We start from the raw sequence: 18,174 nt of genomic DNA on the forward strand, positions 1-18,174 counted from the left end.
GTCCTTGGGTGATTTTTGATAAAGGTTTTAAATAAAAATTAATAATTAAACTTAAAAATCCTATTACTATTATTAAAAATATTAAAAAGCTTATTAAAGTAGCATTTCTAGCATCATTTACACTATTATTTATTACATCTTCTAAAATAATGGTGCAAATACTAAATCCACTTATATCATTAATAATACAATAAGCTAAGTAATTTTTATTATCCTTTGTAAAAACAATATGATTTAAATTCTTATTAGTTTTTAGCGTAGATAATTTTTGATTTAGACTATCAAGCCATTCAGGTTTGCCTAATTCGTTTACGTTTTCACTAGCTATTATCTCATTATTTTTATCAAGAATTAAAGTGCTAATATCATTATGAGATTTAATTTTTGTAATGGTATCGCTAAAATCATTTATTAGTATATTTCCACCAATTACAGCTACGATTTTATCATTTTTAAACACAGGTGCAAAAATAGTTGTGGCTGATTTTTTGCTTGAGACATCTTGATAAATTGATGAATTACTAGCCTTTTTTAAAGCTACTGCTTCTTTATACCAAGCTCTAGTTCTACCATCAAAATTAGGGATTAATCTAAAAGTTAAATCAGGTTCAGCCTTATAAACATTTCCATTTGCTAAGCCTATAAATAATCCTTGAAAATCTAAAACCCTATTATCACTACTAATGATTTGCTTGATAAATTCTGGGCTTAAATCATCAGCATCTTCAAAAGTTTTTGCAATTTTTTCAATTTGCTCAATACGGGTTTTGATATATTCATCAACATAAGCATTTCTTAATTGCAACTCTCCTGCTATTGAAGAATCGTAATTATTTATGATTATATCTTCTGTCTTATTGCTTTGCATATAAGATAAAGCTAAAAGTAAAACTACAAATAAACTTGCAGTTGTTAATGAAATTTTGAAAGAAAGTTTCATTTGGTAATCCTTTTTTTAATTGAAATCGAATACCAATTTTACCCCCCCCCAACCTTAAATAAAAATAAAATTACAAAATATATTATTAGGTAATAAAAATTCTTTATATAAATTTAAATTCCAATTATAAGTATCTTAAAAAAATACAAAAAAGTTTTTAAGCTTAAAAATTAATAAATTTAATAAATCATTAAGCTAAAAAAGAGATAATCAAACTTATTTTTTTTAAAGGACGAAAAGATGAAAATTATAGATTTAATCAAGCACAACAAATATCTTACTATCCGTCATCATCTTCGTCATCTACATAATACTCATTAATTTATAATCGTTTTTTAGTTGTGTTTTTACACTTTTTATTATTTTGTTTAAAGGAAAAAAATTGAAGAATTTAGAAAATATTTTTAAAGTAATTTTTCCACTTGCAATAGTGATTATTACTACTTATTATTGTTATCCATTTAAAGAACTTAGCGAAGCAGAGCATTTAGCTTATCTTAAAAGTTATGGCACTACTTTAGGACTTACTTCACTTGGTTTGATTATTGGTCTTACTGGTGGATTTTTATTAGCGTTTTTATTAGTGCTTAGGAATAGATTTTTAACAATGTTAATCAATGAATATTTAGATTTAATTAGGGGTATGCCATTAATGCTGCTTTTAATGATATTTGCATTTGTGGTTTTTGCTCAAGTTGAAAATGTATTTTTTGTAGCTGTTATTGCTTTAGGACTTAATTCTAGTGCTTATGTTGCAGAGATTATTAGAAGTGGGATTGAAAGCGTTGATAAAGGTCAAATGGAAGCAGCAAGGTCTATGGGTTTATCGCACTTTCAAGCTATGAAAATGATAGTTTTTCCACAAGCTGTTAAAAATATCATTCCTGCTTTAGCAAATGAGTTTATATCGTTGTTTAAAGAAACTTCAGTAGTTGCGTTTATAAGCGTTGTTGATTTGACTTTTCAAAGCAAGATTTTTCAATCACTTTTATACGACCCTAAGCCTTATATTTTCGCAGGTGTTGTGTATTATGCTAGTGTTAAAGTATTTACTTGTTTTGTAAGATTATTAGAAATGAGGCTAAAAAGAAATGATTAAGATATCTAATTTATGCAAAAATTACGGGAATTTAGAAGTATTAAAAGATATTAGTGTAGAGATTAATAAAGGCGATATTATTGCTATTATTGGACCTAGTGGCGGTGGAAAAAGCACATTTTTAAGATGTTTAAATAAACTTGAAGTTGCAAGTAGTGGAGAGATTTTAATCAATAATGAAAATATCTTAGATGAAAAAATTGATATTAATAAGCACAGACAAAAAGTATCAATGGTATTTCAGCATTTTAATCTATTTGCAAATAAAAATGTATTGGATAATTTGATTTTAGCCCCTGTTAGTTTAAATATTTTAAGCAAAGATGAAGCTATTAAAAAAGCTAGAAATCTTTTAGCTAAAGTTGGTTTAGCTGATAAAGAAGAGTTCTTCCCACATAAATTAAGCGGCGGTCAAAAACAAAGAATAGCAATAGCAAGAAGCCTTATGATGGAGCCTGAAGTTATATTATTTGATGAGCCAACTAGTGCGCTTGACCCTGAAATGGTAGGAGAAGTTTTAGGACTTATTAAAGAAATAGCAAGTGGAGATAATGCTCCTATTATGATATTAGTAACTCACGAAATGGGTTTTGCAAAAAATGTAGCTAATAGGGTATTTTTTATGGAAAGTGGCAAAATAGCAGTAGATGATACGCCACAAGTTGTATTTAACTCTAGCACAAATGCTAGATTAAATGAGTTTTTAAACAAAGTTTTAAATCATTAGGATTAGATATGAGAAAGATTTTTTTAGCTTTATTTATAACTTTATTTGCTTATGCAAATGAAGTTGTTAAGGTTGGTATTTCGGCAAATTACGCTCCATTTGATATGATGGTTGATGGTAAATTGAGTGGTTTTGATGTTGATTTAGTAAATGAGATTTCAAAGGTTGCTAATCTTAAGATTGAATTTGTTAATATGAGTTTTGATGGGCTTATTCCATCTTTAGTAGCTGGTAAAATCAATATGATAGCTTCAGGAATGAGTATTAGCGAAAGAAGAATGAAGAATTGTGATTTTTCTAATCCTTATTTTTTTGGAAAAACTATGTATCTTAAAAGAAAGGGCGATATTTTCACTACAAAAGAAGATTTAAAAGGTGTTAAAACAGGAGTTAAACTTGGCACAATTCAAGAAAATACTGCAAGAAATTTAGGTGCTAATGTGATTTTACACGAAGATTCAGCAGTGGTTGTTATGAGCCTTGTGAATAAGCAAATAGATGCGGTTGTTTTTGATTCTTTTGTGGCTAAGAAATTTATGGCAAAAAATCCTGAAATTGAGAGTTTTTATGAAGAAAATGACGGGGCTTTAGGTTTTGCATTTGCATTTGCAAAGGATAAAAATAAAGACTTAATTGATATAATTAATAAAGCCCTTGAAGAAGTAAAAGCAAGTGGTAAGTATGATGAGCTTATCAAAAAATACGGGCTATAAGGAGTAGTTATGAAAAAGTTTTTATTAGTAGTGTTTGCACTGATTTTTAGTGCTTGTTTATATGCAAATGACAAGGTTTATAAAGTTGGGATTTCTCCTGATTATCCTCCATTTGATATGTTAGTTGATGATAAGATTAGTGGTTTTGATGCTGAATTATTTGATAATTTAGCAAAAATTGCTGGTATAAAATATGAGTTTAAAGCTATGAGTTTTGATGGACTTATTGCAGCACTTAAAGCGGGTAAGATTGATGCTATTATGAGTGCTATGAGTTCAAGCGAACAAAGAAAAAAAGCTTGTGATTTTAGCAATGTTTATTATAAAGCTAAGACAATTTATCTAAAGCATAAAGATAGTAGTATCGCAACTAAAGATGATATAAAAGGTAAAAAAGTAGGAGTGCAATTAGGCACGGTTCAAGAAGCAGCAGTAAAACAAGTAGGTGCGTTAGTGCAACCTAATGAAAATCCTGTTGTTTTAGTAATGGCTTTAAATGATAAAAAATTAGATGCTTTAGCATTTGATGCACTTGTAGCAAGAGAATATTTAGCAAAATATCCTAATTTAGCTGAATTTTATAATGAAGATGATGGCACAGAAGGATTTTCTATAGCGTTTAGCAAAAATGAAAATGTAGAGCTAAGAGAGAAATTAAATAAAGCTTTAGAAGAATTTATAAAAACTAGCGAATATGAAGCTTTACTTAAAAAATACAATATAAATTAATATGAGAAGTGATTTTTTTAAGCCTAGATTTAAAACTAGGCAAATTAGTGTAGGCGGGGTTAAAATCGGTGGTGATGCTCCAATTAGCGTTCAATCAATGCTATTTACAAAAACTCAAGATATTAATGGATGTTTAGAGCAATTAATTGAGTTAAAATTAGCAGGTGCTGATATAGTAAGAGTTGCGTGTTTGGATATAAAAGATGCAAGGGCTTTAGCAGAACTTAAAAAGCAAAGCCCACTGCCGCTAATTGTAGATATTCATTTTAATCACAAATTAGCTTTATATTGTGCTGAATTTATAGATGGGATTAGAATAAATCCAGGAAATATCGGTGGCAAAGAAAATATAAAAGAAGTAGTAAATGCTTGTAAGCAAAGAAATATTCCTATAAGAATTGGTGTAAATCACGGAAGTATTGAAAAGCAATTTGAAAACAAATACGGCAGAAGTGTAAAAGCCTTACTTGAGAGTGCTGTTTATAATATTAAATTACTTGAAGATTTTGATTTTAGGGATATTAAAATAAGTATTAAAACTTCAGACGCACAAAGCACAATAGAAAGTTATACGAGATTAAGAGAATTGTGTGATTATCCGTTTCATTTAGGAGTAACTGAAGCAGGAACTAAGTTTCATAGCACGATAAAAAGCTCAATTGCTATAGGTCAGTTATTATTAAATGGCATAGGCGATACTATTCGTGTTTCTATGACAGGAGAGCTTAGCGAAGAAATAAGGGTCGCTAAAGCGATTTTGCAAGATAGTGGAGTGCAAAAAAGCGGTATAAATATAATCTCTTGTCCAACCTGTGGAAGAATTCAAAGCGATTTGTTAAGTGCTGTTAAAGTGGTTGAAGAAAAGACAAAACACATTAAAGCACCATTAAATATAAGCGTAATGGGTTGTGTTGTAAATGCTTTAGGAGAAGCTAAAGGAGCTGATGTAGCGATTGCATTTGGCAAAAATGAAGGCTTAGTAATAAGACACGGCGAAGTGGTTGCAAAATGCAAATATGATACTTTAGTAGATAGATTTTTAGATGAAGTATTAGACGAAGCAAAACTTCACGAAGAATAGAATTTGAAATTCCTATTTCAAATTCTTATTTTAATTTCTTTAATTTTTACGAGAGATTAAAATAAGAATTAAGGAAGAATTATGAGTAAGTATTTTGATATCGAATTAGAGCAAAGTATTTTATTAGCTTGTATAGAAAATAATGAAAATATAGATATAGCCGCAAGTATTATTAAGCCAAGTGATTTTTCATATAGATTACACGCTGATATATTTGAGTTTATATTAAATAAAAGAAGACTTAGAGAGAGTGTGGATTTAAAATTAGTGAAAATTTCTTTTGCAAGTGCAAAGGATAGTTTTTGGACTGCACTTGAGCAGCAAAATTCTTTCATAGAAGTTGATGAATATTCAAAAATGTTAAGGAATTTAAGTGTAAAAGACCAGCTTAATTCTTTAATGAATACAAGCACACAAGAGCTAAGCAGTGTGCAAGATAGTATTGATTATACGCATAATTTAAATGCTAAGATTTATTCTTTAGTATCAGGCGTTAGTGATAATACTTTAAAGAGTTCAAGAACTGCTGTTAATGAGTTTTATGAAGAATTAAATAGGGTTAGTAAGATAATTGATAAAGATGTAATCGGAGTTGATACAGGTTTTTCTTTATTAAATCATTATACAAAGGGCTTTAAAGCAGGGGAGTTAATAATTCTTGCAGCTCGTCCTGGTATGGGTAAGACTACATTTGCTTTAAATATTTTATTAAATGCACTTAAAAAAGATGTTGGAGTGGTGTTTTATAGTCTTGAAACAGAAGCTTATAAGATAATGGCTAAATTAATAGCACAAGATACAGGAATAGGTTTGCAAAATATCTTAACAGGAGATAGATTAACAGAAGATGAGATAAATAATATGCAAATGAGTGCGAATATGCTTAGTGAAAAGACTTTATATATTTATGATAAGGGTAATTTAAATATAGAATTTCTTCGCTCATCTTTAAGAAGATTAAAAGAAGAGCATAACAATATAGGTTTATGTGTATTAGACTATATTCAGCTTATGAACTCACTAAATACAAGGGCTGATAGACATATTCAAGTAAGCGAGATTAGTAGGGGGTTAAAATTACTTGCATTAGAATTAAAAATCCCTATTTTAGCTCTTTCTCAAGTTAATCGTTCGGTAGATTCTAGGATGAATAAAAAACTTATGCTCTCAGACATTCGTGAGAGTGGTAGTATAGAACAAGATGCTGATTTGATATTATTTATTAATAAGGCTGATGATGATCCGACTATTTTAGCAGAACGCCACGCTATACTTGATATTGCTAAGAATAGAAGTGGGGAATTAAAAGAAATTCATTTTGATTTTAAAGCTTCTAAAGCGAAATTTTTACAACTTGAGTTTAGAAAAGACAACGAACCAAGCGAGACTGAAGAATTTTAATTTAGGAAATAAATTCCTAAATTATTCAAGTATTTTTAAATTTTCACAAGCTATATTGTTTCCTAAATCACAAGATTTTTTATAATACAATTTAGCCATATTTTTATCTTTTTTATGATACATAACGCCTAAATTATTACATGCGTATGCGTCTTTATTATCGCAAGATTGATTCCACAAACTAGCTACTTTATCATAATCTTTTAATTCATAATATACATTACCTAAATTATAACAAGCATTATAATCTTTAGCAGAACAAGCAATTGATAGATATTTAATAGCTAAGTTATTATTTTTTTCATTAGCATATAAATTGCCTAAGCCATAACAAGCTGGGATTAAATTATCATCACAAGCTTTTTTTAGATATATTTTTGCATTATCAAATTCTTGATTTTTCTTAAATAGTATTCCTAAATTATAGCAAGCGTCTTTATGGCTATTTTCACAAGCTCTTGCTAAATATTCTTTTGATTTATTAAAATCTTGAGTATTAATCCCTGCATAAAAGCAAGCTTCATAATTTCCATTATCGCAAGATTTTTCATAATATTTACTTGCTTTATCTTTTTCGTTATTTTTACTATAAATTACCCCTAAATTGTAGCAAGCATTATAAATATCGCCATCACAAGCTAGGGTAAAATGTCTTATTGCAAGACCTAAATTATCTTGATTATATTCAACTACACCTTGATTATAACAAGCAGCAGGGATTTTGCTATTTTCACAATCACTTAAATAATCAGCCATTGATACTAAACTCATACTAATTAAAAATAATATCTTTTTCATGTTCTAAACTCTTGTAATTTTTTATTTAGCTCTTCAGTCATTTCACTAAGGTGATTTGCTGCACCAGCTATTTCTTCAACGCTTCTTGCGTTTTCGTTCGTTATTGTATTCATATTGTTTAAATTATTTAGAATTTCTTCCATATCTTTACTTGTATTTATATAATCATTCACGGTTTTTTCACTTGAGCTAATAGCTTCTGCTACGCTATTTTTCATAATATTCATATTATCTTTAGTAGAATTTGCAATATTACTTAAATCTTGCATTTGGTTTGAGTTAATACTCATTTGCTCACTTGCGTCTTTTATACCTTGAACTATAATGCTTATAGTAGCATTCACCTCGCTAAGACTTCTTTGTGTTTTTTCAGCTAATTGTCTAACCTCATCAGCTACTACGGCAAACCCACGACCTGCCTCGCCTGCACGTGCAGCTTCAATAGCGGCATTTAGTGCAAGAAGATTTGTTTGGTCTGCAATTTCGTTAATGATTTCTAATACTGATTTTACATTATCAGCATCTGTGCTAAGCTTTTCTATTTTCATAGCAAGTTCGCTTTCAATACTTGCACTATTTATAATTTTATTACTTAATATATTAATTTCTTTATTTGAAGTTTCCATCATATTTAAAGCTTCATCTAATTTTATAGTAGCGTCTTTAGCCTTTTGAACTCCTATTTCCAAGCTTTCTTTGGTATTTTGTCCTTTTTTAGCTATTTGATTTACTATTTCACTGCCTTCTTCAGCGCGTTTTCCTGTTTGAAGACTAGTATTGCCTAATTCACTTGCTATTGAAGCATTTTCGTTAGAAATATTTTTAGCTTGTTTGATTAAAATTCTTATTTTTTCTAAAAATTCATTAATAGCACTTGAAGCGTGAGCTATTTCATCATTTCCTTTTACTTCTAATTTATTAGTTAAATCCCCATCTCCACTGCTTAAATCTCTTGCTTTAATCTCTAATATTTTTAAAGGTTTTGATATAAATAAAGTTGCGAAAATATATGCAATAAGCATTAAAACTATGAAAATAATTGCACTAATAATTATAAATTTTATTAATTCTTTAAATTGTTCTTCGCCTAATTCTTTTGCGTTTTTATCTAAAAATGTATAAACACTATCTAAATCAACTGCAGTGCTAAATATCAAGCCACTAGCTTTATCTTGTAATGAATATGCTAAGAATTTCTTAGTAGTTTTATCTTTATATTTAAACTCATATTCGCTAAAGCCACCACCATTTTTTCCAGCATTGATTATATCTTGTATGAAAGCTTTATTATTGGTATCAACTGAATTAATTTTATTAGTTCCAATCCAATCTTTTAGTGTGTGATACACAACTAAACCATCTTCTTGAAATACTAAAAATCCTTTAGTATTGTTATCGTATCTTACTTCATCTAATTTGTTTTTTAATATGTCATTAAATTCTTTTAATTTGTTTTGATTTTCTAAATCTTTATATGTTGTTTTTGTATATTGAACCATACTTTCTACTAAAGTTTTTACTTGTTCTTTTCTAAGATATATGCTTTCGTTTTCAATTTCAGTTAGCATTTTGTTTTCTAACTTATCAAACATTAAACTAGAATTAAAGCTAAGTGATACTACTAATAGTAATAATGAACAAAATACCAATATACTAATCTTAAGTGAAATTTTCATTCTAAATCCTTTTAATTTTTTGTAAATAATAAATATATTAGATAAATTTTTATTAATTAAATTTTATTTTTTTTACATTTTTCATTCTTTTTAATTTGTATTAATTATTAAATAAGCAAAATTTGATTAAATCCTAAGAAAAAACCTAATGGAGGCAGTATGATTACAGGTGCAAAGATGATTTGTGAAGCTTTAAAGCTAGAAGGTGTTGAAGTAGTTTTTGGTTATCCTGGTGGAGCAGCTTTAAATATCTATGATGAATTATATAAACAAAATGATTTTAAACATGTTTTAGTTCGTCACGAACAAGGTGCAGCTCACGCAGCAGATGGCTATGCAAGGGCTAGTGGTAAAGTTGGAGTTGCTATTGTTACAAGTGGTCCAGGATTTACAAATACTTTAACAGGGATTGCTACAGCTTATGCTGATAGTATTCCTATGGTTTTAATTTCAGCTCAAGTTGCAAATTCACTAATAGGAACTGATGCGTTCCAAGAAATTGATGCAGTTGGAATGAGTAGGCCTTGTGTAAAGCATTCTTATTTAGTAAAAACTATTGAAGAATTACCAAGAGTTTTAAAAGAAGCTTTTTTTATAGCAAGAAGTGGTCGTCCAGGGCCTGTTCATATTGATATTCCAAAGGATATTACAGCTATTAAAGGCGAATTTAAATATCCTAGTGAAGTAAATATGAAAACATATAAGCCAACTTATAAAGGCAATCCAAGACAAATTAAACGCCTAGCAAGTGCTTTAATGGAAGCTAAAAAACCACTTTTATATATAGGTGGTGGTTGTATTAGTTCAAATTCTAGCGAGGCTATCCGTAAATTTGTGGAAAAAACTAAAGTTCCTGCGGTTTGCACTTTAATGGGTTTAGGGGTATTAGAACACGATAATCCGTATAATCTAAGAATGGCAGGAATGCACGGAAGTTATAGAGCTAATATGGCTATGAGCGAATGTGATTTATTAATTTCATTAGGTGCTAGATTTGATGATAGAATTACAGGTAAAACTAGCGAGTTTGCAAAATTAGCAAAAATTGCTCATATTGATATTGACCCAACTTCAATTTCTAAAATCATTAAAGCTGATTTTCCTATAGTTGGAGATGTTGGTAGTGTTATTAGCGATCTTTTAGATGAGGTAAAAGAATTTGAATTTGATTTATCAACTTGGCATAGTGTTTTAGATAGACACGAGAGTTTATATCCATCATTTAGCTATGAAGATAGCGATGAAATCTTAAAACCACAATGGGTAATTAATGAATGTGCGAAAATTACTCCTAATGCAAATATTATTACCGATGTAGGGCAACACCAAATGTGGGTAGCACAATTTTTTAAATTCAATGAGCCAAGAAGACTTAGTACAAGTGGTGGTTTAGGAACTATGGGATATTCAATTCCTGCTGCTTTAGGAGTTGCATTTGCAAAAAATAATGAAGTAGTTCTTAATTTTGCTGGCGATGGTTCGTTTTTGATGAATATTCAAGAATTAATGACGCTAACTGCAGAGCGTAAAAAAGTAATTAATATTATTTTAAATAATGCTTATTTAGGAATGGTTCGCCAATGGCAAACTAGATTTTATAATGAAAGATATTCAGAAACTAATCTTGAAGATGTGCAACCTGATTATGAAATGTTAGCAAGAAGTTTTGGCTGTGATAGCTTTAGAGTAAAGAGTAAAGATGAATTTATTAAAGCATATCACGAATGTTTAAAAAGCCCTAGAACTTGCGTGATTGATGTTGTTATTTCAAGATTTGAAGATGTTTTACCAATGGTTCCAGCAGGTGCTGCAATTTATAATATGATATTACCACAAAAATTAATCACAAAGGATAGCAAATGAGAAGGGCGTTAAGCGTTATTGTAGAAAACCAACACGGGGTTTTAAGTAGAGTAGTAGGGTTATTTTCTGGTCGTGGTTATAATATAGATAGCTTAACTGTTGCTCCTATTGCAGGGACAGAGTTTTCAAGAATTAATATAATTACAAGTGGAGATGAAGCTGTGTTTGAGCAAATTACTAAACAACTTCACAAATTAATTTCTACTTATAAAGTCTTTGAAGATTGTGAATTTGTTGAGCGTGAATGTGTTTTGGTAAAAATCAATATAGACCAAAATCTAGCTGGTCTTGATAGTTTATTAAAAGGCTATAATGGAACAATAGCTCACTCAAATGATGAATATATGACAATTTGCGTAAATGATACTAGCGATAGAGTGGATAATTTTTTAAAGACGATTAAAAAATACAATCCTAAAGATTGTGCTAGAAGCGGCGTTGTTTTGATGGAAAATTAATATGAAAAGTTTAAAAGAATTATGTGAAAATATAGGAATTAAAATAGAATTTGAAATGCAAATTTCAAATCTAAATTCCTTAGAAGATGCAAATGAAAATGAGCTTAGTTTTTGTATAAAAGAATGTGATGCTTTAAAAACTACTAAAGCAGGTGCGGTATTAATTAGTGAAAAATTAGCAAATCTTTTACCAACAAATGTAAAAGCAATTATTTGCGAAGACCCAAAATATATTTTTGCATTGTTTAGTAAGGTATTTTCTAAGGATTTAATTAGAGTTGGTAAAGACGCAATTATAGGCGAAAATACAACAATAATGCCAAATGTTTATATAGGTAAAGATGTTAGCATAGGAAGTAATTGCACTATTTTAGCAGGTGCTTATATTGGCGATGGAGTTTGTATTAAAGATAATGTAATAATATACCCAAATGTTACAATTTACAATGATAGTGTAATAGGAAATCATTGTATAATTCACGCTGGAAGTGTTATTGGAAGCGATGGTTTTGGCTATGCAAGTAATAGCAAAGGACATTTTAAAATCTATCATAATGGTTATGTAGAATTACAAGATTTTGTTGAGATTGGTTCGTGCGTTTGTATTGATAGAGCAGTGTTTTCAAAAACACTTATAAAAACAGGCACTAAAATTGATAATTTAGTTCAAATAGGACATAATTGTGTTTTAGGTCAAGGTTGCTTAGTAGTATCTCAAACAGGACTTGCGGGTTCAAGTGAGCTTGGAAATGCTGTTGTAATGGGCGGTCAGAGTGCAACGAGTGGGCATTTAAAAATTGGCGATGGTGCTATTATTGCTGCTAGGGGCGGAGTTAGTAAAGATTTAGCTGGTGGCAAGGTTTATGGTGGATTTCCTATAATGGAGCAAAGTGAGTGGCTAAAAATGCAAGCAAAATTAAAAAGGATTAATAAATGAAAGCTGAACTAATTAGTTCAATTTTACTCAAAGGCACTCAAAGTGGCAAAATATCATTAGCTAATATTAAAAACCCTTATGGAGATGGTAGCAATGATGTTTTAAGCATAGCTGTGTGTTTAAAAGAAAATATTCCAGAATGGAAAGTTCATATTCCTTATGAAAATTTAGATGAATTAATAATAGCTTTACAATCAATTAGCGGCAAAAGGCAATAAAATTGATTAAAACCCATTTAAGAATTTTTGAAATAGTGCTAATACTTATGATGTGTAGCATTGTTTTTGTTTTCTCTATGGGTTTTTTTAATTATGGGGGACAAAAATCTCCTTATGGATTTTTATTTTCTCAAACTCTTTTTGCCTTAGTTGGTGTGCTTATAATTTTTACTTTTCAATTAATTAGCGAAAAAAATTGTTATAGAATTTTATATGCAATTTTATTTTGTAGTGTGTTAGCTTGTTTTATTTTACCATTTTTGCCATCTTCTTTAGTAGTAGAAACTAAAGGGGCTAGAAGGTGGATTAGGCTTTTTGGCTTTTCTATTGCACCATTAGAATTTTTAAAAATATCTTTTATAGCATTTTTGGCTTTTACATATTCAAGAAAGATTGATAAAAGCAAAAGAACTTTTATACAAGATTTAAAATTATTAGCTCCTACTATAGCTATATATTGTGTGATTTTTGGCTATGCTTATATTACTCAAAATGACTTAGGACAATGCGTTGTAACTGCTGTTACTATGTTTATTATGGCACTTTCTGCTGGGGTTAGATTTAAAAATATTTTTTATTTATTTTTAGCTGCAATTGCTGTTGGAATTTCATTAATAGCTTATAATCCTAGAAGACTTGAAAGAGGACTTGAGTGGTGGGGTAGTATTCAAGATTTTGTTTTACCAATTTTTCCTGAAAGCATTCAAGAAAGTCTTAAAATAGCCCATTCAAGTGAGCCTTATCAAATATCACATAGTCTAAATGCTATTACAAATGGAGATTTATTAGGGCAAGGATTTGGATTAGGAGTTTTTAAATTAGGATTTTTAAGTGAGGTTCATACGGACTTTATTTTATCAGGTATTGCTGAAGAAATAGGATTTTTAGGATTTTTATTCGTAGCTTTATTGTTTGGTTTTTTAATAGCTTCGGTATTAAAATTATCAATTTATATGAAAAGTAAGCAAAATTATTTGTTTTGTATAGGTTATGGTGTTTGTATTATGGTAACTTTTTTAATGAACACTGGTGGAATTATTTCTTTAATCCCTTTAAAAGGAATTGCAGTGCCGTTTTTAAGCTATGGGGGTAGTTCTATGTTGGCTAATTCTATAGCTATTGGAATATTATTAAGTATTTTTAAAAATACAGGAGAAAATATTAATTTGGAAAATAAAGAATGATAGCAATTACTGGTGGTGGAACAGGTGGGCATTTAGCAGTGGCTAAAGCTGTATCAAAAGAATTAGATGAGTTTGTTTATATAGGTAGCACTAAAGGACAAGATAGTTTATGGTTTGAAGGTAGCAATTGCTATTTTTTAAAAAGTAGTGGTTTTGTAAATCAAGGAATTTTAGGCAAGATTAAAGTTTTATTTTCTTTAATAGCTTTAGTATTTGAATGCCTTAAAATATTTAAAAAGCATAAAATTACTTGTGTTTTAAGCGTTGGTGGATATTCAAGTGTGCCTGCTAGTATAGCTGCAATTATCAGTTTTAAAGCACTAATAATTCACGAACAAAACTCAAAAATGGGTCTTGCAAATCGTCTTACAAAACCATTTGCTAAAAGGTTTTTTTCAGCTTATGAAAAAGAGTTTTGCCCTTACCCTGTGCAAGAAAAATTTGCACTCAATAAAAGAAAAAGAACCGAAATTAAAACGATTTTAATAATAGGTGGCTCTCAAGGAGCTAGATTTTTGAATGATTTTGCATTAGAGCTTTATCCTGAATTATTAAAATTAAATATTAAATTAATTCATCAATGTGGTGCTAAAGAGTATGATAAATACGAAAAAGCGTATGAGAAATACGAAATTAAACCAACACTAATAGGTTTTTCAAAAGAGATTGATAAGTATATGCAAGAAGCTGATTTTGCTATTAGTAGAGCAGGTGCTAGTGCTAGTTTTGAGCTAATAAATATAGCTTTGCCAACACTTTTTGTGCCGTATAAATATGCTTATAAAAATCATCAATATTTTAATGCCTTGCATTTAGTAGAAAACAAACTAGCATTTATTTGTGAAGAAAAGAATTTAAATAAAGAATTTGTATTGAATTTGCTTAAAACAAATGCCTTAGAATATGCTAATAATTTATATGAATATGAAAATGTAAATGGTGCTAAATTCTTAGCAAATGTTTTAAAGGAATATTGATTGAGCTTTTTTTCTGTTGAGTTTTTAATATTAATATTTATATTTTTCATTGTATTTAATTTACTAGGCAAAAATAAGCAAAATGCTTTATTGTTAGGGTTTAATATACTAATACTATATTTATTTAATCCTTATTGCTTATTAGTAGTGCTTGTTTTTAGCTTTTTTATTCATTTTTTTGCTTTGAGTGTTTATGTTAGAAATACTAAAAATATCTTTTATACTGCTATATTTTCTATAGTGTTAAATCTATGTATATTCAAATATTATTCAAGTATTAAAGATAGTGTTGATTATGTTCTAAGCTATTTTGATATTATGATTGCTGATATAATTTTTCCTTTAGGGCTTAGTTTTTATACTTTTAATGCAATTACTTATATTGTTTGGGTTTATAAAGAAAAACAAGAGCCAGTTGGTTATTTAACGCTTTTTACTTATCTTAGTTTTTTTGCTACTTTTGTTAGTGGTCCTATATTTAGATATGTTGATTTTATTAAGCAATTTAATACTTTAAAACGCTTTAAACACAAGGATTTAATACTAGCTAATTTATTGTTTGCTTTAGTAAAAGTATTTTTGATTTTACCTATTGTGGATAAGTATTTTTACGCATTTTTAAATGATTTAAATAATTTAAGTTTTTTAGGTTTATTAAATTGTTTTTACTTGTATTCAATCAAATTATATTTAGATTTTAGTGCTTATATTAATTTAGTTTCCGCATTTGCTTTAATGATTGGCTTTAAATTGCCTAAGAATTTTAATAATCCATTTAAAGCTAGAAACATTCAAGATTTTTGGAAAAGATGGCATATTAGTTTATCAAGTTTTATTCGTGATTATATTTATATTCCACTTGGTGGAAATAGGGTAAATAGAACAAGTTTAAATATTATTATTGCCTTTGTTATTTCGGGTATTTGGCACGGAAATTCGTATAATTTTGCTTTATGGGGTTTAGCTCACGCTTTAGGGCTGATTTTTATTTCTTTATTTTCTTATAGGTTTAATAAATTTGTAGCTTCATTTATAACTTTTACTTATATTAGCATTGTTTGGAGCTTTTTTTATTTTGTGAGTTTTGATGAGGTTAGAGAATATTTTTCATTTTTCTTGAAATTTAATTTCATTGATAAAAGAGAAATTTATATATTTTTAGTAGTATTTGTTTTATTTATAATTAATTTTTATTCTAAAAACCACTTAGCATTGGTTGTAAATATTTTAAGACATTTAAATATTTTTATAAAAATTATTGTAATTAATCTAGTTTTATTAATTGTGTTTATTTATATGCCAAGTGGAATTCCTAACTTTATATATGCAGGGTTTTAATGAGAGAATTTGTTTTAATAATTATTAGTTCAAGCATTATTTTTATTAGCTTATTTAACGACTCTTTAAAAGAATATTATGAAGTAAATTATCATAAAAATATAGATTTAGATTTTGCATTTTTTAAAAAAAGCAATGAATTTAAAGAATACCTAGAATACAATGTGTTTTTTACAAAGGTAAAAGAAATAAAACCACAAATAAGCAATGAAAACAATAATAAAATAAAGGTATTTCATAAATGCTATCTTGATACTTTATATATGATTAAGCTAATTGCTAAGCAAGAAATTCACAATAATCAAAAATTAGTTTTAAGTAAAGATAATGGAGTAATTTTATTAGGCGATAGTTTAATGCAAGGTGTTGGGCTAAGTATATGCAATTCTTTAAAAAAACAAAATATTAAATGTGAGAATTTAGCAAAGCAAAGCACAGGATTACTTAGGAAAAAATACTATGATTATGCAAAGGTTTTAAAATCTTCTTTACAAGAAAGTGCAATTAAAAATGTAGTAATTTTAGTAGGTGTAAATGATTTATGGAACGCTAATGAAAACAACAAGGTATTAAAATTTGGCGATAGTGAATGGAAGAGTTTTTATACAAAAAGAATTGATGAACTTGTAAAAATTACAAGAGATTATAACGCTAATATTTTTTGGTATGAATTACCTGTAGTTAAAAACGATGAGCAAAATGAAAAAATAAAAATATTAAATGAAGTATTTTATGAATTGGCTAAAAAAAATAATTATCAATTTATAAAATTAGATTCTGTATTAACCGAGCATTTTGATTTTTATATCAAGATAGATGGCAAAAGCAAAAGGATTAGGTCAAATGATGGCATACACTTTACTCCACTTGGGTATGAGTTGATTTCACAAGATTTTTTTAAAACAGTTGAAATACAATGAGAATTATTATTTATCTTAGTATAGTTATATTTTTTTCATCTTGTAGTTATGTGGATAGTTTATTTATAAAAGAGATAAAAACAGATAAGATTTATAAATCCCCTAAAATATCTCAAAAAAGCCAAAATGAAATTCTTGTAAGCAAAGAAGCAAAAGTTAAAACAAATTTAGTTAATTTTCAGTCTGATAAACCAAAAGAAATCCAAGTAAAACCTAAAAGCAATCTTTTAATTCCTTATAAAAAAATAGCATTTATAGGAGATTCTCATTTAGCAAGTGATTATATTCCCGAATATTTTAGAAAGGCTTTAAATATTCACTCTTTAGGATTTGTTCCTGCGATTTTACCTAAATGGCACAATCAGTATTTAGCAGATTATAATAATTTAGGATTTAATGTAGAGTATTTGATAAATACAAAAACTAATTTAAGTTTTGGTGGAATTAATGCAAATTGCAATGCAAAATGTGAAATTAATATAAATCTTAAATTCAAGGCTAATAATGTTGAGTATTTAGAATTTAAATCAGGAATTTGGAATATAAAAAATTATCAAAAAAATACAAATCAGATTAATTTTTCTACAACGGCAAATAAAATCGGTGGTTTTATTACTAATAATTCTAGTTATATTGATAATTTAGGTATTAATGGAGCTAGTATTTTTAATTATTCAAGAATAGATTATAACTTAGCTAAAAGTGTTGCTAAGAAACTAGATTATGATTTAATAATATTTTCTTTTGGCACAAATGAGAGTGTGTCAAATAAGATTAATCAAGAGAATTTCATTAATAACTATTTAAATATTATAGAACTTTTCAAAACAAAAAAATCAAAAATAATATTATTAATCCCGCCAGAACCAACATTATTTGTGAATAAAAACTATGTTAAAGGAGAGAATAATGCTTTAGTAAAAACTTTAATCAAACAAGTGGCAAAGACAAGTGGTGTTTATATTTTTGATATAGATAATTTAATGCAAAAAGAAGGGGGAAAAATTGCTTGGATAAATGATAAAAAATCATTAAAAAATACACATCTTACTAAGTCGGGCTATGAGTATGTAGCATTTAGGTTATTAGAGTTTTTAAAGATTACAAAGGAATAA

At 28.2% G+C, this 18,174-nt stretch carries 17 protein-coding genes and 2 pseudogenes; 15 read left to right on the plus strand and 4 right to left on the minus strand.

Annotated elements, in window-relative coordinates:
- Positions 1 to 940: cache domain-containing protein (locus tag AVBRAN9333_RS07280; RefSeq protein WP_336609703.1), on the minus strand; the 940-nt coding region annotated here is incomplete at its 3' end.
- A gap of 382 nt (positions 941 to 1,322) precedes the next feature.
- Between AVBRAN9333_RS07280 and AVBRAN9333_RS07285 the strand changes: the two genes are divergently transcribed.
- The 6 genes from AVBRAN9333_RS07285 to AVBRAN9333_RS07310 all read left to right on the plus strand — a co-directional run bounded on the left by AVBRAN9333_RS07285 (position 1,323) and on the right by AVBRAN9333_RS07310 (position 6,690).
- Positions 1,323 to 2,039: an amino acid ABC transporter permease gene (locus AVBRAN9333_RS07285; protein ID WP_250325159.1), complete on the plus strand. Its 717-nt coding sequence runs from the start codon at positions 1,323 to 1,325 to the stop codon at positions 2,037 to 2,039.
- Complete coding sequence (locus AVBRAN9333_RS07290; protein WP_214117900.1) at positions 2,032 to 2,766, plus strand: amino acid ABC transporter ATP-binding protein; 735 nt, start codon at positions 2,032 to 2,034, stop codon at positions 2,764 to 2,766. Before AVBRAN9333_RS07285 ends, AVBRAN9333_RS07290 begins: the two co-directional genes overlap by 8 nt.
- Before the next feature lie 8 nt (positions 2,767 to 2,774).
- Positions 2,775 to 3,479: a transporter substrate-binding domain-containing protein gene (locus tag AVBRAN9333_RS07295; protein WP_336609704.1), complete on the plus strand. Its 705-nt coding sequence runs from the start codon at positions 2,775 to 2,777 to the stop codon at positions 3,477 to 3,479.
- 9 nt (positions 3,480 to 3,488) lie between these two features.
- Positions 3,489 to 4,208, plus strand: coding sequence for a transporter substrate-binding domain-containing protein (locus tag AVBRAN9333_RS07300; protein WP_214117898.1), 720 nt, complete (start codon positions 3,489 to 3,491; stop codon positions 4,206 to 4,208).
- 1 nt (position 4,209) lies between these two features.
- Positions 4,210 to 5,289: a flavodoxin-dependent (E)-4-hydroxy-3-methylbut-2-enyl-diphosphate synthase gene (ispG, locus tag AVBRAN9333_RS07305; protein ID WP_214149785.1), complete on the plus strand. Its 1,080-nt coding sequence runs from the start codon at positions 4,210 to 4,212 to the stop codon at positions 5,287 to 5,289.
- An 81-nt stretch (positions 5,290 to 5,370) separates the two neighbouring features.
- Positions 5,371 to 6,690, plus strand: coding sequence for a DnaB-like helicase C-terminal domain-containing protein (locus AVBRAN9333_RS07310; protein WP_214117896.1), 1,320 nt, complete (start codon positions 5,371 to 5,373; stop codon positions 6,688 to 6,690).
- Positions 6,691 to 6,711: 21 nt separating this feature from the next.
- Here AVBRAN9333_RS07310 and AVBRAN9333_RS07315 read toward each other — a convergent pair whose 3' ends face one another.
- The 3 genes and pseudogenes from AVBRAN9333_RS07315 to AVBRAN9333_RS09585 all read right to left on the minus strand — a co-directional run.
- The gene (locus AVBRAN9333_RS07315; protein ID WP_336607301.1) at positions 6,712 to 7,488 is read right to left on the minus strand and encodes a tetratricopeptide repeat protein; all 777 of its coding nucleotides are present in this window, start codon (positions 7,486 to 7,488) and stop codon (positions 6,712 to 6,714) included.
- Positions 7,485 to 7,979 (minus strand): annotated as a pseudogene (locus tag AVBRAN9333_RS09580) (methyl-accepting chemotaxis protein); the annotation flags it as partial. The gene AVBRAN9333_RS07315 and the pseudogene AVBRAN9333_RS09580, both read right to left, overlap by 4 nt.
- A gap of 363 nt (positions 7,980 to 8,342) precedes the next feature.
- Positions 8,343 to 9,164 (minus strand): annotated as a pseudogene (locus AVBRAN9333_RS09585) (cache domain-containing protein); the annotation flags it as partial.
- A gap of 159 nt (positions 9,165 to 9,323) precedes the next feature.
- On the opposite strand from AVBRAN9333_RS09585, the gene AVBRAN9333_RS07325 reads away from it, so the two are divergent.
- From AVBRAN9333_RS07325 to AVBRAN9333_RS07365, 9 genes are read left to right on the plus strand one after another with little or no spacing between them, the layout of a single operon-like run.
- Entirely contained in the window at positions 9,324 to 11,027 is a 1,704-nt protein-coding gene (locus AVBRAN9333_RS07325) for an acetolactate synthase large subunit (protein WP_239803509.1), read from the plus strand.
- Entirely contained in the window at positions 11,024 to 11,485 is a 462-nt protein-coding gene (gene ilvN, locus AVBRAN9333_RS07330; protein WP_214117892.1) for an acetolactate synthase small subunit, read from the plus strand. Before AVBRAN9333_RS07325 ends, ilvN begins: the two co-directional genes overlap by 4 nt.
- Before the next feature lies 1 nt (position 11,486).
- Positions 11,487 to 12,422 (plus strand): UDP-3-O-(3-hydroxymyristoyl)glucosamine N-acyltransferase, encoded by a 936-nt coding sequence (lpxD, locus tag AVBRAN9333_RS07335; protein WP_336609706.1) that lies wholly within the window; start codon positions 11,487 to 11,489, stop codon positions 12,420 to 12,422.
- Positions 12,419 to 12,640, plus strand: a complete 222-nt coding sequence (locus tag AVBRAN9333_RS07340; protein WP_214117890.1) for a hypothetical protein — start codon at positions 12,419 to 12,421, stop codon at positions 12,638 to 12,640. Before lpxD ends, AVBRAN9333_RS07340 begins: the two co-directional genes overlap by 4 nt.
- 2 nt (positions 12,641 to 12,642) lie before the next feature.
- Positions 12,643 to 13,824 (plus strand): FtsW/RodA/SpoVE family cell cycle protein, encoded by a 1,182-nt coding sequence (locus AVBRAN9333_RS07345; RefSeq protein WP_336609707.1) that lies wholly within the window; start codon positions 12,643 to 12,645, stop codon positions 13,822 to 13,824.
- On the plus strand, positions 13,821 to 14,801 hold the full coding sequence (locus tag AVBRAN9333_RS07350) for a UDP-N-acetylglucosamine--N-acetylmuramyl-(pentapeptide) pyrophosphoryl-undecaprenol N-acetylglucosamine transferase (RefSeq protein WP_214149782.1): 981 nt from the start codon (positions 13,821 to 13,823) through the stop codon (positions 14,799 to 14,801). The genes AVBRAN9333_RS07345 and AVBRAN9333_RS07350 overlap by 4 nt, the downstream gene beginning before the upstream one ends.
- On the plus strand, positions 14,802 to 16,139 hold the full coding sequence (locus AVBRAN9333_RS07355; RefSeq protein ID WP_336609708.1) for an MBOAT family O-acyltransferase: 1,338 nt from the start codon (positions 14,802 to 14,804) through the stop codon (positions 16,137 to 16,139).
- Positions 16,139 to 17,059 carry a DUF459 domain-containing protein gene (locus AVBRAN9333_RS07360; protein WP_336607305.1) on the plus strand — a complete coding sequence of 307 codons (921 nt, stop codon included), beginning with the start codon at positions 16,139 to 16,141 and terminating at the stop codon, positions 17,057 to 17,059. Before AVBRAN9333_RS07355 ends, AVBRAN9333_RS07360 begins: the two co-directional genes overlap by 1 nt.
- Positions 17,056 to 18,174, plus strand: coding sequence for a GDSL-type esterase/lipase family protein (locus AVBRAN9333_RS07365; protein ID WP_214117885.1), 1,119 nt, complete (start codon positions 17,056 to 17,058; stop codon positions 18,172 to 18,174). The genes AVBRAN9333_RS07360 and AVBRAN9333_RS07365 overlap by 4 nt, the downstream gene beginning before the upstream one ends.

It is taken from the genome of Campylobacter sp. RM9333 (assembly GCF_020137705.1).
GTDB lineage: Bacteria > Campylobacterota > Campylobacteria > Campylobacterales > Campylobacteraceae > Campylobacter_E.

Excerpts from the sequence above, each read along its gene's own strand:
- AVBRAN9333_RS07325 (WP_239803509.1), top strand. The coding sequence starts at position 9,324 with ATGATTACAGGTGCAAAGATGATTTGTGAAGCTTTAAAGCTAGAAGGT.
- ispG (WP_214149785.1), top strand. The coding sequence starts at position 4,210 with ATGAGAAGTGATTTTTTTAAGCCTAGATTTAAAACTAGGCAAATTAGT.
- AVBRAN9333_RS07310 (WP_214117896.1), top strand. The coding sequence starts at position 5,371 with ATGAGTAAGTATTTTGATATCGAATTAGAGCAAAGTATTTTATTAGCT.
- AVBRAN9333_RS07340 (WP_214117890.1), top strand. The coding sequence starts at position 12,419 with ATGAAAGCTGAACTAATTAGTTCAATTTTACTCAAAGGCACTCAAAGT.
- AVBRAN9333_RS07350 (WP_214149782.1), top strand. The coding sequence starts at position 13,821 with ATGATAGCAATTACTGGTGGTGGAACAGGTGGGCATTTAGCAGTGGCT.
- AVBRAN9333_RS07315 (WP_336607301.1), bottom strand. The coding sequence starts at position 7,488 with ATGAAAAAGATATTATTTTTAATTAGTATGAGTTTAGTATCAATGGCT.
- lpxD (WP_336609706.1), top strand. The coding sequence starts at position 11,487 with ATGAAAAGTTTAAAAGAATTATGTGAAAATATAGGAATTAAAATAGAA.
- AVBRAN9333_RS07295 (WP_336609704.1), top strand. The coding sequence starts at position 2,775 with ATGAGAAAGATTTTTTTAGCTTTATTTATAACTTTATTTGCTTATGCA.
- ilvN (WP_214117892.1), top strand. The coding sequence starts at position 11,024 with ATGAGAAGGGCGTTAAGCGTTATTGTAGAAAACCAACACGGGGTTTTA.
- AVBRAN9333_RS07290 (WP_214117900.1), top strand. The coding sequence starts at position 2,032 with ATGATTAAGATATCTAATTTATGCAAAAATTACGGGAATTTAGAAGTA.
- AVBRAN9333_RS07360 (WP_336607305.1), top strand. The coding sequence starts at position 16,139 with ATGAGAGAATTTGTTTTAATAATTATTAGTTCAAGCATTATTTTTATT.
- AVBRAN9333_RS07365 (WP_214117885.1), top strand. The coding sequence starts at position 17,056 with ATGAGAATTATTATTTATCTTAGTATAGTTATATTTTTTTCATCTTGT.
- AVBRAN9333_RS07300 (WP_214117898.1), top strand. The coding sequence starts at position 3,489 with ATGAAAAAGTTTTTATTAGTAGTGTTTGCACTGATTTTTAGTGCTTGT.